We start from the raw sequence: 14876 nt of genomic DNA on the forward strand, positions 1-14876 counted from the left end.
TGCCAAAATGGCAAAATTAGCCTGCAGCTTACATAATTACAACACCCCCCATTGGCCCATTTATATGAAACAACGCTGGATCACCTTTCTGATGGCGGTGCAATTCCTGACCCGCTTGCCCACACCCCGGATCGACCCTTTCAATCCGGCCCTGCTACCGGCATCAGCAATCTGGTTTCCACTGGTCGGGCTGATCATCGGCAGTCTCTTATGGCTCGCAGCATGGGTCGGGCATCTGCTAGATCCCTGGCTGGCGGCGGTGCTTTGTCTGATGTTCTGGGTCTGGGTAACCGGCGGCTTGCATCTGGACGGTCTGGCCGATATGAGTGATGCCCTGGGGGCAGCCCATCGAGACCCGGCCAGATTTCTGGCAGTCCTTAAAGACCCGCATCTTGGCAGCTTTGGCGTTATCGCACTGGTCATGCAACTACTGGCCAAACTGGTCGGCCTCATGCTGCTCGTCAAGCAGCAGCATCTGGCTTATCTGCTCTTGATCCCCGCATGGGCACGGCTGGGCACCCTTTACTGGTCCAGAACGCTCCCACCGCTTGGCCACGGCATGGCAGAACAATTCCAGTGGCAATTCAGTCGCCATGTCCTGTGGATATGGGCCGCACTGCTCATGATAGCCAGCGCATGGCTAGCCCCGGCCTTACTGGCAGCCCTCGCATTAACTTGGTGGTGGAAGCACTTCCTGATCAAACGGGTGGGGGGGGTCACGGGAGACTGCCTTGGCGCAGGAGTCGAAATCCTCGAATCCGGGTTATTGCTGCTGGGTGCGATTCCGCTCATCTGATCAACTCACCCTGCCAATCTCACTACCAGCAGCGGTTATGCTATTGGCAAACCGCTGCTTTACAGTTACTCTTCTGAATTAGCTTGTCATACATTCATCCTGTTCATGGGCATAACAACATCATCATTCAGGGAGCCAACATGACTCAGCAAAATCCGTATGAAGCACCCAGACCCGATCCGCAACCGGGCAGAACTTTCCATCATGACAGCCGTTTCAACCCTGCGGGTCAGGCCGTACCAGCCGGCAACAGCATTAACTGGCTGACGGAAGGCTGGCAACTGTTCAAGCAGGCACCTGCCATCTGGATTGCCAACCTGATCATCTTCATGGTGGTCATCATGGTCTGTAGCCTGATCCCGCTCTTGGGCATGGTCATCCAGCCCATTGCCATCGTGATCCTGACCGGCGGTTTCATGCTGGGCGCCAAGGCGCTGGATGATGGCGAAGCGCTGACCGTGAACCATCTCTTCGGCGGACTGCAACAACACGCCTCGCCACTCGTCATCGTCGGACTGGTACAGCTGGGTCTGACAGTCGCCATGATGATTGCAATGATGATTCTGTTTGCCATCATCCTGGGAGGCTCCATGATGTCAGGCGGCATGTCCAGCGCCTTCTCGGGTGGAGCACCCTATATGTTTCATGCCATGTTCGCGGGTGCGTTCGGCTTCGGCATGATCCTGATCATGCTCCTGTCCATGATTGTCGGCTTCATGATCTATTCCGCCGTGCTGTTTGCTCCGGCCCTGGTGGTACTGCAGAACATGGAGCCGATCGAGGCCCTTAAGGCCAGTCTGTCCGGTGTCTGGAAAAATGTTCTGACCTTCATCGTCATGGGCATACTGTCCACCATCCTGATCATCATTGGCAGCATTCCTTTCGGATTGGGTCTGCTGGTGGTATTTCCCATTCTGTTTGCAGCAATCTATACCAGTTATAAAGACATTTATCTGCAGGGGTAAACCGCCGCAAGCCTCAAGTGGGTAATCGTAGCGGCAAAAACAAAAGGGAGCGTAAACGCTCCCTTTTGTTTTTGCCATCCATTATTTCCGGTCAGTCATCGTCGCGCGTATGCACCTGCATGGTCACTTTCGGGTTCACAAAAGACAGCCCCTGCTTCAGTTTCTCGTACATGTCTGCATCCATCCACTCGGCTCGTACCTGATCAGAGAACACCACGTCCTCCAGCCGGATCTCGCCCATCCGCGGGTTATAGGCATCCTCACGGAAGCATTGTGCATAGCCGGTTTCAGTTTCATGCGCAATCACCGAATGCAGGGTGACATCTGCTTCCCCATTCTGCATCACGGTCTGTTTCAGCAAGGCATCGATAATCACAAAAAAGACCCGGCTGAACTGCTCTGCGCTCGGGGATACCGGCATGCTGATCCAGCGCGCAGAAAAGCGCTTGGACAACTCAATATAATCCGGTTCATCCCGGTCCCAGAATGTCACGGCATGGTCAAAGGCGTCGATGACATCCCGGATGGTCCCTTTCATCAGACCAAAGTCGTACACCATCTGCCCGTTATCCAACGCATGCGCTTCCAGCAACACTTCCACCTTGTAGCTATGGCCATGGATGGAGCGCCGGCAGCGGTCGCTTGAGCAATTGCGCACAATATGCGCACTCTCAAAGCCAAATTTTTTTCGTATCAGCATCCTGTCATTCCTTGCTAACCCTGGTCCGTAACCAGGCAATGCGCTTCATTGCTGCAATATTCTTGACGCAGGCATCCACCCAGGAAGGCTTCTGCATGCGCGGGCTCACCAGCACCGTTCTCATGCCCAACCGTTTGGCAGTCCGCAGGTTTTCCAGCGTATCTTCCACCATGATCACCCGGGACGGATCCACACCGGTATGCCGCAAAATCTGCTGGTAGCCCTTAAGCGACGGTTTGGGGTAAAACCGGATATCCTCCAGTCCCCACACATCGTCAAACAGATTATCCACTTTTAACCCGTGCAATACCGCGTGCGCATAATGCCGCGGGGCATTGGTAAAGATGATTTTGCGCCCCGGCAGGCAGGCGAGCTGAGCCGCCAGCGCAGTCTCAGTACGCAATATATCCAATAAATCAGGGAATTGGTGAGTTTCTTTCAGAAAATGATGCGGGTTGACACCATGGTGCCGGACCAATCCGCTCAGCGTCGCCCCGTAGCGCTGCCAATAGCTCACCCGCAGCACGTGTGCGTCGGCTTCCGTCATCCCCAGATGGTGCACCAGATACTGGGTCATGGCCTCGGAGATACGCGGAAACACGGCCTGACTGGCGTCATGCAGCGTATTGTCCAGATCAAACAACCACACCCAGGGCTGCCATGCGCGATGAGATTCTTGCACCCAGCCCCCATTCACAATCAAACAAGGGGGAGCATCCCCCCTAGCGAGCTTCACATTAACGTTTACTTACTTGGCCCGGATCATCGTCCCGACACCCACGTCGGTCAGAATTTCCAGCAACAGTGCATGCTTCACGCGTCCATCGATAATATGTACCGATGGCACACCCGCACGAGCTGCATCCAGTGCAGAACTGATTTTGGGCAGCATACCGCCAGACAAGGTACCATCCGCAACCAGATCATCAATCTTTTGCGGGGTCAGCCCGGTCAGCAACTTGCCACTCTTGTCCAGTACTCCAGGCGTATTGGTCATCAGGACCAGTTTTTCCGCCTTCAGGGTTTCCGCCAGCTTGCCAGCCACCAGATCGGCATTGATGTTATAAGCCTCTCCGTTCTCGCCCACGCCAACCGGCGCAATCACCGGAATAAAGTCAGCGCTGTCCAGTAAAGCCACCAACTCGGGGTTGATATCTGCCACTTCCCCCACCTGGCCGATATCCAGCTGCTCTTCGTCAGACGTACCTTTCAGGAACATCTTGCTGGCCTTGATCATGCCACCATCTTTACCGGTCAAACCCACGGCACGACCACCATGCTTGTTGATCAGGCTCACGATTTCCTTGTTGACCAGACCACCCAGCACCATTTCCACAATGTCCATGGTTTCAGAGTCAGTCACCCGCATGCCCTGAATGAACTCGCCCTGTTTGCCCACACGTGCCAGCAATTCATTGATCTGGGGTCCGCCACCATGCACCACCACCGGGTTGATACCCACCAGTTTCAGCAAGACAACATCACGTGCAAAACCTTCTTTCAGGTCCGGATCCGTCATGGCATTGCCGCCGTATTTGATCACGACGGTTTTGTCGGCAAAGCTGCGAATGTAAGGCAACGCCTCAGCCAGTATGGCGGCTTTTTGTTGCCCATCAATGGTGTTGGTATTCATATTCACTCCGATGGATTATTCAGACGAGGGGGAGGTCGTCTGAAGCAATACGTCAAATCACGATGTTAAACATCTACGGCCAACATCTAAAGCTGTTAGCCAGGAACCGCCATGCCCCGCATAACGGCAGGTCTGACTTGCACCTGCTCATACCACCTGGCCACATGTTCATAATCGGCCAGCTCAATCTGCTGCCAGTCATGCCGGCTGATCCAGGGGAACAGCGCCATGTCGGCAATCGAATAGTCACCGGCAATATATTCAGACTGGCTTAACACCTGATTCAGCACCGCGTACAAGCGGTTGGCTTCGGTGCCATAGCGGTGGATGGCATATGGAACCGGCTCGGGTGCAAACCGCAGAAAATGGTGCACTTGTCCCAGTATAGGGCCAATGCTCCCCATCTGAAACATCATCCATTGCAGAACTGCATAGCGTGCCGGACCGGATACGGGCAAAAACTGCTGATACTTCTCTGCCAGATACACCAGAATCGCACCGCTCTCACAAATCGTGACCGGCTCTGCTGCACTACGATCAACGAGAACCGGGATCTTGCTGTTCGGGTTAATTGCTACAAACGCCGGTGCAAACTGTTCCCCTGCACCGATATTGATCGTATGGACCTGATACGGAACGCCAAGTTCCTCCAGCATGATCGATACTTTTCGACCATTGGGCGTACGCCAGGTGTACAAGTCCATCATCAAATGGTCCGCTCACAAACAATAGAATTGGGGCGCATTGTAGCGCCCCACGGAAATTGCGCAAGTATCTGACGCAAAAAAGTTTTTAGACTATCCCCGACCTCATTCCACTGTCACGGATTTTGCCAGGTTTCTAGGCTTGTCCACATCGGTCCCTTTTTGCAAAGCGGCATGGTAAGCCAGCATTTGCACCGGAATTGCATGCAGCACCGGGCTCAGTACGCCCACATGACGAGGCGTGCGAATCACATGCACGCCGTCGGACTCGCTGAAGTGGCTGTCCAGATCGGCAAACACGAACAGCTCGCCGCCCCGTGCGCGGACTTCCTGCATGTTGGACTTCACTTTTTCCAGCAGGGCATCATTGGGCGCAATCACCACTACCGGCATTTTTTCATCCACCAACGCAAGCGGGCCATGTTTCAGTTCACCCGCCGGATAGGCTTCGGCGTGGATGTACGAAATTTCTTTCAGTTTCAAGGCGCCTTCCAGCGCAATCGGGTAATGCACGCCACGCCCCAGGAACAAGGCATGTTCCTTGTTGGAGAAACGCTCCGCCCAGCTCTTGATTTGCGGCTCCAGATTCAAGGCATGCTGCACACTGCCCGGCAAGTGGCGCAATGCCTCGATATACTCGACCTCTTTTTCCACTTTCAGACGCCCGGTACGCTTGGCGAGCGTAACGGCCAGCGTAAACAGCGCAATCAGCTGGGTGGTGAAAGCCTTGGTGGATGCCACACCAATCTCGGCGCCGGCACGGGTATAAAACACCAGACGGCTGGCTCGCGGGATGGCACTTTCCTGTACGTTGCAAATGGACAGGGTCAGGTCATGGCCCAGGGATTTTGCATATTTCAACGCTTCCATCGTGTCCAGTGTCTCGCCACTCTGGGAGATGGTCACAATCAGCGCATTCGGGTTAGCCACGGCATCGCGGTAACGATACTCGCTGGCGACTTCTACCGAGCAAGGCAGTCCCGAAATCGCCTCAACCCAGTAGCGCGCAACCGAGCCTGCATAAAAACTGGTACCACACGCAAGAATCTGCACTGCATTCACCTTCGCGAACACATCTTCGGCATCCTCGCCAAACAGTTCCGGACGGAATCCCGCATCCAGCACCTGTTCAATGGTGTCAGACAGCGCTTTAGGCTGCTCGTGAATTTCCTTCTGCATGAAGTGGTTGTAAGGCCCCAACTCCAAAGATGCCAGCGATACATCTGAAACGTGCACTTTGCGTGTCACAGCAGCGCCAATTGCATCCACAATCTGGATGCTGTCGCGCTTGATCTCGGCCACATCACCCTCTTCCAGAAAAATCACCCGGCGGGTGGCAGACAACACGGCAGAAACATCCGACGCGATGAAGTTCTCACCTTCACCCAGCCCGATCAGCAACGGGCAGCCGACTCGGGCACAAATCAGGGTGTCCGGCTGCTTCAGGGAGATCACGGCAATCGCATAGGCGCCGGTCAATTCACGGACAGCCTGTTGGGTCGCCTTGAACAGATCGGCATGCTGTTTGAAGTAATGGTGTACCAGATGGGCGATCACCTCGGTATCGGTCTGGGAGGTAAACTTGTACCCCAGTGCTTTCAGGCGCTGACGTTGCGCCTCATGGTTTTCGATAATGCCGTTATGGACAATAGCCAGTTCGTCTTCAGACACATGCGGGTGAGCATTCGGCTCGGTTACCCCGCCATGGGTCGCCCAGCGGGTGTGGCCAATGCCGATATTGCCGGTCAATTTTTCGGCAATAGCAGCATTTTCCATTTCCACCACCCGGCCGACACGGCGCACACGATGGATGTGGTCATCCGCCAGCACCGCAACGCCGGCAGAATCATAGCCGCGATACTCCAGACGTTTCAGCCCTTCCACCAGCAAAGGCACTACATTATTCGGGGAAATCGCACCAACAATTCCACACATTCATTTTCTCCTTGGTGTATCTGCAGAGGGAGACGCACAGATCAGCGTCACGCCTTTAGCTTGAATCTGGTCACGCGCCTCAGCCCCCAGGCCATCATCGGTCACCAATGTATGAATACGCTGCCATGGCAGCTCCAGATTGGGAATACGGCGGCCGATTTTCTCGGACTCCACCATCACAATCACTTCTCGGGCAACTTCTGCCATCACCCGTGACAGACCAACCAGCTCATTAAACGTGGTCGTACCGCGCTCAAGATCAATCCCGTCAGCACCAATAAACAATTGGTCAAAGTCATAAGAGCGTAGCGCCTGCTCCGCCATCTGCCCTTGAAATGACTCTGAATGCGGGTCCCATGTCCCGCCAGTCATCAACAGAATCGGTTCATTCTCCAATTCACGCAGTTGCCCTGCCACATTCAACGAATTGGTCATCACCACCAGACCGCGTTTGTTACCCAGCAGGGGGATCATGGAACTCGTCGTCGTCCCGCTATCAATGATCACTCGGTTATGATCTCGAATCCGCTCTGCGGCCGCCCGTGCAATCGCTTGCTTTCGATTCGAAACCTGCTCGACATCCGGTTCAATGACCATTTCACTGGGTAACGATACTGCACCTCCATATCGACGGAGCAACAGACCACCCGTTTCCAGCAAGGCAAGGTCTTTTCTTATGGTCACTTCTGAAGTAGCAAAGCGTTGGGTCAACGCTTCTACACTGACCTCTCCCTGCTCCTGCACCAACACGGCGATCGCATGGCGACGTTGCTGAGTGTTTCGTTTGGTCATGGCATGTTTCGTTTCGAAAGTTTTAGCATCATATCAGGCTGAGTTTCGGTTTGGCAACATCGGCAGGACAACCATAAGCAAAAAGCCCGACAGGGTTAACCGATCGGGCTTTTGTCTGGCGTGTGAAAATTCCACCAAAGCGGAAATCAATCTTTCTTTTTCACCGGACGCTGCCAATTTGTGATGGTGAGTTGCTTTGCCCTGGCAACGGTCAACACATTGTCCGGTGCAGGCTTGGTTATGGTAGAACCCGCACCAATCGTGGCCCCGACACCAATTGTCACTGGTGCCACCAACATGCTACCAGAGCCAATAAATGCCCCGTCACCAATTTCGGTTAGCGATTTATTGGCTCCATCATAGTTGCAAGTAATCGTACCGGCGCCGACATTTACACCCGCACCAATTTTCGCGTCCCCCACATAGCTTAGATGGTTTACCTTGCTACCCAAACCAACTTTGGATTTTTTAATTTCCACAAAATTGCCAATGTGCACATCAGCAGACAACTCTGCGCCAGGGCGAAGACGTGCAAACGGGCCAATTCTGGCACCTTCTCCCACCATTGCGCCATCAATGTGGCTATAGGCAGCAATTTGCGTCCCGGCTGCAAGCGTGCAATCCTTGAGAACGCAGTTCGGGCCAATAACTACGTCATCACCCAACACGACATCCCCTTCAAACACACAATTCACATCAATCATCACATCTTGGCCACAACGTAGCTGACCGCGAACATCCAGGCGCGAAGGGTCGCGTAAAGTAACGCCTTGCAGCATTAACTGTTGAGCAACTTCTGACTGATAATGGCGCTCCAGTTCAGCCAGTTGCAATTTGTTATTGACGCCCAGTGTTTCCCAGGGCTTACCTGGCTGGACGGTCTCGACAATCACCCCATCCTGCACCGCCAGCCCGATCAGATCCGTCAAATAATATTCTCCCTGAGCATTATTATTGGTCAAAGCAGCCAGCCAGCGGTGCAAATGACGATTTGGCAGTAACAAAATACCAGTGTTGATTTCATTGATCGACAACTGCTCTGGAGATGCATCCTTGTGCTCTACAATGGCAGAAACTGCCCCCTGGGCATCACGCACGATACGCCCATAACCGCTCGGGTCATCCAGCAATTGCGTCAGTAAAACCACTTGCTCACCACTACCCGCTACCGCCAGCATATTGTTAAGTGTACCCTCCGCCAGCAACGGCACATCACCATACAATACAAAGGTCATGCCCTCTGGTGGCAAAGCAGGAGCGGCACACTGCATCGCATGTCCAGTTCCAAGTTGCGGCTCTTGCAGCACCCATGTCAGTTGCTCATTGCCCATGGATGCTTTCACCAACTCCCCCTCATGGCCATAAATGACCACCAGATTTTCAGGCGTCAGCCTGCTCGCACAATCAATAACATGACCCAGCATGGGTTTGCCACCAATCTGGTGAAGAACTTTTGGCAGCTTGGAGTACATGCGAGTACCTTTACCACCAGCCAAAATGACTACATGAAGAGGAGAAGCCATAAGAGAATCCGTGAGGGTTGGCGCAACAAAATAAAGTCAGAAATATACCAGCAACCGGAAGTTACCGCAGCATGGGGGTAGCAAATCGGCCGCAGATAACAAAAAAGGCAGCCGAAGCTGCCTTTTTTATTTGGTACGACCCGGTTAGTGAGACCGTTTGCGCAGCTTGTTGATAGCGGCAAGTTGAGCTACCGCCTCTGCGAGTTCAGCCTGAGCTTTTGCCAGATCCATTGCAGCAGACTTGTCTTTCAGTGCTTCTTCAGCACGACGCTTGGCATCAGCAGCACGGGCCTCATCGAGGTCCGCACCGCGCAATGCAGCATCAGCCAACACTGTTACAACATGAGGCTGCACTTCCAGCAAACCGCCAGAAACAAAAATGAATGTTTCTTCATCGGAATGCAGAAGCTTGATCTTTAGAAGACCAGGTTTCAAACGCGTCAACAACGGCGCATGGCGTGGGTAAACACCGATTTCACCCTTTTCTGCTGGCGCCACAATAAATTCTGCAGTTCCAGAGAAAACGTTCTGTTCAGCACTTACCACATCTACATGCATCGTCATGGCCATATTCCACCCACCTTATTACTGAAGTGATTTGGCTTTTTCGACAGCCTCATCGATGGTACCGACCATGTAGAATGCCTGTTCTGGCAAGTGGTCATAATCACCGCTAAGAATTGCCTTGAAGCCAGAAATAGTATCTTTCAGAGAAACATACTTGCCTGGGCTACCAGTAAACACTTCAGCTACGTGGAATGGCTGAGACAGGAAGCGCTGGATCTTACGAGCGCGCTGAACAACCAGCTTGTCTTCTGGAGACAACTCGTCCATACCCAGAATCGCAATAATGTCACGCAATTCTTTGTAGCGTTGCAGGGTTTGCTGCACACCGCGAGCAACTGAATAGTGCTCTTCACCCACTACCAATGGGTCCAGCTGACGTGAGGTTGAATCCAGTGGATCCACCGCAGGGTAGATACCCAGCGCGGCGATGTCACGGCTCAACACAACAGTTGCATCCAAGTGAGCAAATGTTGTCGCTGGAGACGGGTCAGTCAAGTCATCCGCTGGCACGTAAACGGCCTGGATAGACGTAATAGAACCTGTCTTGGTAGAAGTAATACGCTCTTGCAGGCGGCCCATTTCTTCTGCCAGTGTAGGCTGATAACCCACAGCAGAAGGCATACGACCCAGCAGCGCAGAAACTTCGGTACCGGCCAGTGTGTAACGGTAGATGTTGTCAACGAAGAACAACACGTCACGACCTTTGCCGCCGTCTTCACGCACTTCGTCACGGAAGTACTCAGCCATGGTCAGACCGGTCAGCGCAACGCGCAAACGGTTACCAGGAGGCTCGTTCATCTGACCATACACCATGGCCACTTTATCCAGAACGTTTGAGTCTTTCATTTCATGATAGAAGTCGTTACCCTCACGAGTACGCTCACCTACACCAGCAAACACTGACAGACCGCTGTGGGCCTTGGCAATGTTGTTGATCAGTTCCATCATGTTAACGGTCTTACCTACACCCGCACCACCGAACAGACCCACTTTACCGCCCTTAGCGAACGGACACAGCAAGTCAATCACCTTGATACCGGTTTCCAGCAGTTCGTTAGCTGAAGACAGCTCGTCGAACTTAGGTGCTTTACGGTGGATAGCCCATTTGTCGTTGGCGTTGATATCGCCAGCTTCATCAACAGGGTTACCCAAAACGTCCATAATACGGCCCAGAGTAGCAGCACCGACTGGTACAGAAATACCAGCGCCAGTACCTGCGACTTCCATGCCACGACGCAGACCATCGGTAGAACCCATGGCAATAGAACGCACCACGCCATCACCCAGTTGCTGCTGAACTTCCAGCGTCAACTCGGGGTTGGTCATTTTCAGGGCGTCGTATACCTTGGGCATTGAGTCACGTGGAAATTCCACGTCAACCACAGCACCAATAATCTGAACAATTTTACCTTTGCTCATGTTGGTTCCCAAAATCCAGTTAAAACCTATGCGTAGCAGTCATGCCCTCAAGCATCAGACTGCTGCTGCCCCCGCGACAATTTCAGACAGTTCCTTGGTAATTGCGGCCTGACGGGTCTTGTTGTAAACCAGTTTCAGTTCGTCAATTACGGTACCTGCGTTGTCAGATGCAGCCTTCATCGCAACCATCCGCGCACTTTGCTCGGAGGCCATATTTTCAGCCACAGCCTGATACACCAGTGCTTCTACATAACGCAGCAGCAATTCATCAATCACGGTACGCGCATCAGGCTCATACAGGTATTCCCAATTATGAGTCTGATCGTTTTTCAGCACATCGGCCTTCACTGGCAGCAATTGCTCAGCGGTAGGCTCCTGACGCATTGTGTTGATAAACTTGGTGTAAACAACATGCAGTTCGTCGATCTTGCCTTCGATGAATGCATCCAGCATCACCTTGACTGGACCAATCAACTGATCCAGATGCGGTGTGTCACCCAAGTGAGTCGCATGAGATACCACGGTAGCGCCGATACGCTGCATGAAACCAAAGCCTTTACCACCAATGGCGCAGACATCCATCTCTACGCCCTGGCTTTGCCAGGTTTTCATGCGCTGCGTCAAAAGACGCAGCACGTTGGTATTCAAGCCACCACACAAACCCTTGTCAGATGTCACCACAATGACGCCCACGCGTTTGACGCTTGAACGTTCAATGAGGAAAGGGTGCATGTAATCTTTGGTGGCTTGCGACAAGTTAGCGGCAACGGTGCGGATTTTCTCACCGTAAGGGCGGGCAGCCCGCATCCGGTCTTGCGCACGGCGCATTTTGGATGCGGCAACCATTTCCATCGCACGAGTGATCTTTTGCGTGTTTTGAACGCTCTTGATCTTGTTGCGAATCTCTTTTCCGCCTGCCATAACAGTTCCTGTCCTTGCGTCCGATTAGTAGGTCGAAGTCTTCTTGAACTCCACCATCGCAGAAGCCAGCAGTTTCTCGTTATCGCCAGACAACTCGGAAGTGCTGTCAACATCTGCAAGCACTTGCGGCAAGTTTGCCTTCACGTATGACAAGAACGCTGCTTCAAAAGCCAGACACTTCTCGACTGGAACGTCATCGTAGTAACCCTTGTTAACACCGAACAGTGTCAGGGTCATTTCAGAGACTTTCATCGGAGCGTATTGACCTTGCTTCATCAGCTCGGTTACACGACGGCCACGTTCCAGCTGCTTGCGTGTCGCTTCGTCAAGATCAGAAGCAAACTGAGCAAACGCAGCCAGTTCACGGTACTGAGCCAAGTCAGTACGGATACCACCAGACAGTTTTTTAACCGCTTTAGTCTGAGCAGCACCACCCACACGTGAAACAGAAATACCGGCGTTAATCGCTGGACGGATACCAGAGTTGAACAAGTCAGTTTCCAAGAAGATCTGACCGTCAGTAATGGAAATCACGTTGGTAGGAACGAAAGCAGATACGTCACCAGCCTGGGTTTCAATGATTGGCAGCGCGGTCAGAGAACCGGTTTTGCCTTTCACTTCACCGTTGGTCAGTTTTTCTACATACTCGGCGTTCACACGAGCAGCACGCTCCAGCAGACGAGAGTGGATGTAGAATACGTCACCAGGGTAAGCTTCACGACCAGGTGGACGACGCAGCAGCAGAGAAATCTGACGGTATGCAACAGCCTGCTTAGACAGGTCATCGTATACGATCAGTGCATCTTCGCCGCGATCGCGGAAGTATTCGCCCATTGAACAACCGGCGTACGGTGCAATGAACTGCATCGCTGCAGATTCAGAAGAAGAAGCAGCAACCACGATGGTGTGACCCAGCGCGCCGTGCTCTTCCAATTTGCGTACGACGTTGGCAATAGAAGAAGCCTTCTGACCAATCGCAACATAAATACAAATAACGCCGGTGCCTTTTTGGTTGATGATGGCATCAATGGCAACAGCAGTTTTACCTGTCTGGCGGTCACCAATGATCAGCTCACGCTGACCACGACCTACCGGCACCATGGCGTCAATCGCCTTGATACCAGTCTGCATTGGCTGAGACACGCTTTGACGTGCAATCACGCCTGGAGCAATCTTTTCGATTGGAGAAGATGCCTTGGCAGCGATCGGGCCTTTGCCGTCAATTGGCTGACCCAGCGCGTTAACCACGCGGCCAATCAATTCCGGACCAACAGGTACTTCAAGAATACGACCGGTACATTTAACTTCGTTACCTTCTGTGATGTGCTCATAATCGCCCATCACAACGGCACCCACGGAGTCACGCTCCAGGTTAAGTGCCAGGCCAAAGGTGTTGTTCGGGAATTCCAACATCTCGCCCTGCATCACGTCAGATAGACCGTGAACACGAACGATACCGTCAGTTACCGACACAACCGTACCTTGTGTACGAGATTCCGAACCTGAAGACAGGTTCTGGATCTTGTTCTTAATCAGCTCGCTGATTTCAGATGGATTCAGTTGCATGTTTACTCCTAACTTTTGAGCCCATAGGCCATCGCCTGCAGCTTGCCGCGTACGGATGCGTCGATCACAACGTCTCCGACCGTGATCTTGACCCCGCCCAACAACTCGGGGTCAACCGTCACCTGTGCGCGAATCTGGCGATCAAACCGTTTTACCAGTTGGGCATTGAGCTCACCTAGTTGGGCATCAGTCAGCGGGTAGGCGGACACGATGCTGGCATCGACACTATGTTCTGCCTTGAGCTTGAGCTCGGCAAACTGTTGTGCGATTTCTGGCACCAGGACCAGTCGTTTGTTTTCGACCAGTACCTGCACAAAGTTTTTCACTTCTGAAGAAACCTTGTCGCCAACAATATCCAGCAGCAGAGACTCGACCTGCGGTCCGGACACATTCGGATTGCCGATAATCCCGGCAATTGAAGCATCCTGAACCACCGCCACCAACAGACGCAAAGCGTCGTCCCAGGCTGTCAGCTGGTTCTGCTCTTTGGCGAGCTTGAACACAGCCTCAGCATATGGGCGCGCAACGGTAACGATTTCTGCCATGAGTTTTACAATTCCGCTTTGATGGTTTCAAGCAAATCTGCATGTGCTTTTGCATCGATTTCACGACGCAAGATTTTCTCTGCACCAGCCACAGCCAGAACGGCCACTTGCTGACGGAGTTCTTCTTTAGCACGAGCAAATACCTGCTCGACTTCAGCCTCAGCAGCTGCAAGCTGACGCTCGCCCTCTGCCTTGGCAGCCTGTTTTGCCTCATCAACAATCTGCGCTGCACGTTTTTCAGCCAAGGCGATAATTTCTGATGCCTGGCCTTTTGATTCACGCAGTTTGTCCGCAGCACGCTTCTCAGCATTTTCCAAGTCATGCTTGCCTTTTTCAGCAGCGGCAAGACCTTCTGAAATGCGTTTAGCGCGCTCGTCCATCATCTGGGTCAGCGGAGGCCAAACAAACTTCATGGTAAAGACCACCAGAATAGCGAAGGTGATCATTTGCCCTAACAACGAGGCATTGATATCCATGTTGTTTTCCTCTCAGGGTTTAAACGGGACCCAGATTAGGCGCCAACAGCAGCCTTAACTGCAGCGATGAATGGGTTGTTGAAGGTGTAAAGCATAGCAACACCAACGCCGATCATGGAGATCGCGTCCAACAGACCAGCGATAATGAACAGTTTGGTTTGCAAAACTGGGATCAGTTCAGGCTGGCGAGCAGAAGCTTCCAGGAACTTGCCACCCAGCAGGGCGAAGCCGATAGCTGTACCGATAGCGGCCAGGCCGATGATGAAGGCTGCTGCCAGAACAGTGTAGCCCTGCAGTTGAGCGATCAGTGCTTGCATTGATGTACTCCTAGTAG

16 protein-coding genes are annotated in these 14876 nt (G+C 52.9%); 2 read left to right on the forward strand and 14 right to left on the reverse strand.

Annotated elements, in window-relative coordinates:
- Positions 1-64 precede the first annotated feature (64 nt).
- Together cobS and F552_RS0115125 are read left to right on the forward strand one after the other, a co-directional pair.
- On the forward strand, positions 65-796 hold the full coding sequence (gene cobS / locus F552_RS0115120; protein ID WP_018152603.1) for an adenosylcobinamide-GDP ribazoletransferase: 732 nt from the start codon (positions 65-67) through the stop codon (positions 794-796).
- Positions 797-936: 140 nt separating this feature from the next.
- Entirely contained in the window at positions 937-1761 is an 825-nt protein-coding gene (locus F552_RS0115125) for a BPSS1780 family membrane protein (protein WP_018152604.1), read from the forward strand.
- Between the two features lie 91 nt (positions 1762-1852).
- Here F552_RS0115125 and F552_RS0115130 read toward each other — a convergent pair whose 3' ends face one another.
- The 14 genes from F552_RS0115130 to atpE form a co-directional block, all read right to left on the reverse strand.
- The gene (locus F552_RS0115130; protein ID WP_018152605.1) at positions 1853-2461 is read right to left on the reverse strand and encodes a 6-pyruvoyl trahydropterin synthase family protein; all 609 of its coding nucleotides are present in this window, start codon (positions 2459-2461) and stop codon (positions 1853-1855) included.
- Between the two features lie 4 nt (positions 2462-2465).
- On the reverse strand, positions 2466-3143 hold the full coding sequence (locus F552_RS0115135; RefSeq protein ID WP_051078346.1) for a pyrimidine 5'-nucleotidase: 678 nt from the start codon (positions 3141-3143) through the stop codon (positions 2466-2468).
- Positions 3144-3209: 66 nt separating this feature from the next.
- The gene (gene argB, locus F552_RS0115140; protein WP_018152607.1) at positions 3210-4094 is read right to left on the reverse strand and encodes an acetylglutamate kinase; all 885 of its coding nucleotides are present in this window, start codon (positions 4092-4094) and stop codon (positions 3210-3212) included.
- A gap of 95 nt (positions 4095-4189) precedes the next feature.
- Positions 4190-4801 carry a glutathione S-transferase N-terminal domain-containing protein gene (locus F552_RS0115145; RefSeq protein ID WP_018152608.1) on the reverse strand — a complete coding sequence of 204 codons (612 nt, stop codon included), beginning with the start codon at positions 4799-4801 and terminating at the stop codon, positions 4190-4192.
- 102 nt (positions 4802-4903) lie between these two features.
- The gene (gene glmS, locus F552_RS0115150) at positions 4904-6733 is read right to left on the reverse strand and encodes a glutamine--fructose-6-phosphate transaminase (isomerizing) (RefSeq protein ID WP_018152609.1); all 1830 of its coding nucleotides are present in this window, start codon (positions 6731-6733) and stop codon (positions 4904-4906) included.
- The gene (locus tag F552_RS0115155; RefSeq protein ID WP_018152610.1) at positions 6734-7525 is read right to left on the reverse strand and encodes a DeoR/GlpR family DNA-binding transcription regulator; all 792 of its coding nucleotides are present in this window, start codon (positions 7523-7525) and stop codon (positions 6734-6736) included. It abuts the gene before it with no gap.
- A 146-nt stretch (positions 7526-7671) separates the two neighbouring features.
- Positions 7672-9048, reverse strand: coding sequence for a bifunctional UDP-N-acetylglucosamine diphosphorylase/glucosamine-1-phosphate N-acetyltransferase GlmU (glmU, locus tag F552_RS0115160; RefSeq protein ID WP_033375670.1), 1377 nt, complete (start codon positions 9046-9048; stop codon positions 7672-7674).
- A 144-nt stretch (positions 9049-9192) separates the two neighbouring features.
- On the reverse strand, positions 9193-9612 hold the full coding sequence (locus F552_RS0115165; protein ID WP_245546699.1) for a F0F1 ATP synthase subunit epsilon: 420 nt from the start codon (positions 9610-9612) through the stop codon (positions 9193-9195).
- Between the two features lie 21 nt (positions 9613-9633).
- Complete coding sequence (gene atpD, locus F552_RS0115170) at positions 9634-11034, reverse strand: F0F1 ATP synthase subunit beta (RefSeq protein WP_018152613.1); 1401 nt, start codon at positions 11032-11034, stop codon at positions 9634-9636.
- Positions 11035-11088: 54 nt separating this feature from the next.
- A complete protein-coding gene (gene atpG, locus F552_RS0115175; RefSeq protein WP_018152614.1) occupies positions 11089-11955 on the reverse strand; it encodes a F0F1 ATP synthase subunit gamma in 867 nt (288 codons plus the stop codon).
- A 24-nt stretch (positions 11956-11979) separates the two neighbouring features.
- Positions 11980-13521 carry a F0F1 ATP synthase subunit alpha gene (atpA, locus tag F552_RS0115180; RefSeq protein WP_018152615.1) on the reverse strand — a complete coding sequence of 514 codons (1542 nt, stop codon included), beginning with the start codon at positions 13519-13521 and terminating at the stop codon, positions 11980-11982.
- Between the two features lie 8 nt (positions 13522-13529).
- On the reverse strand, positions 13530-14066 hold the full coding sequence (locus F552_RS0115185) for a F0F1 ATP synthase subunit delta (protein ID WP_018152616.1): 537 nt from the start codon (positions 14064-14066) through the stop codon (positions 13530-13532).
- Positions 14067-14071: 5 nt separating this feature from the next.
- On the reverse strand, positions 14072-14542 hold the full coding sequence (locus F552_RS0115190) for a F0F1 ATP synthase subunit B (RefSeq protein ID WP_018152617.1): 471 nt from the start codon (positions 14540-14542) through the stop codon (positions 14072-14074).
- Between the two features lie 35 nt (positions 14543-14577).
- On the reverse strand, positions 14578-14859 hold the full coding sequence (gene atpE, locus F552_RS0115195) for a F0F1 ATP synthase subunit C (RefSeq protein ID WP_018152618.1): 282 nt from the start codon (positions 14857-14859) through the stop codon (positions 14578-14580).
- Positions 14860-14876 lie beyond the last annotated feature (17 nt).

The sequence above is a fragment of the Leeia oryzae DSM 17879 genome (assembly GCF_000376945.1).
GTDB lineage: Bacteria > Pseudomonadota > Gammaproteobacteria > Burkholderiales > Leeiaceae > Leeia > Leeia oryzae.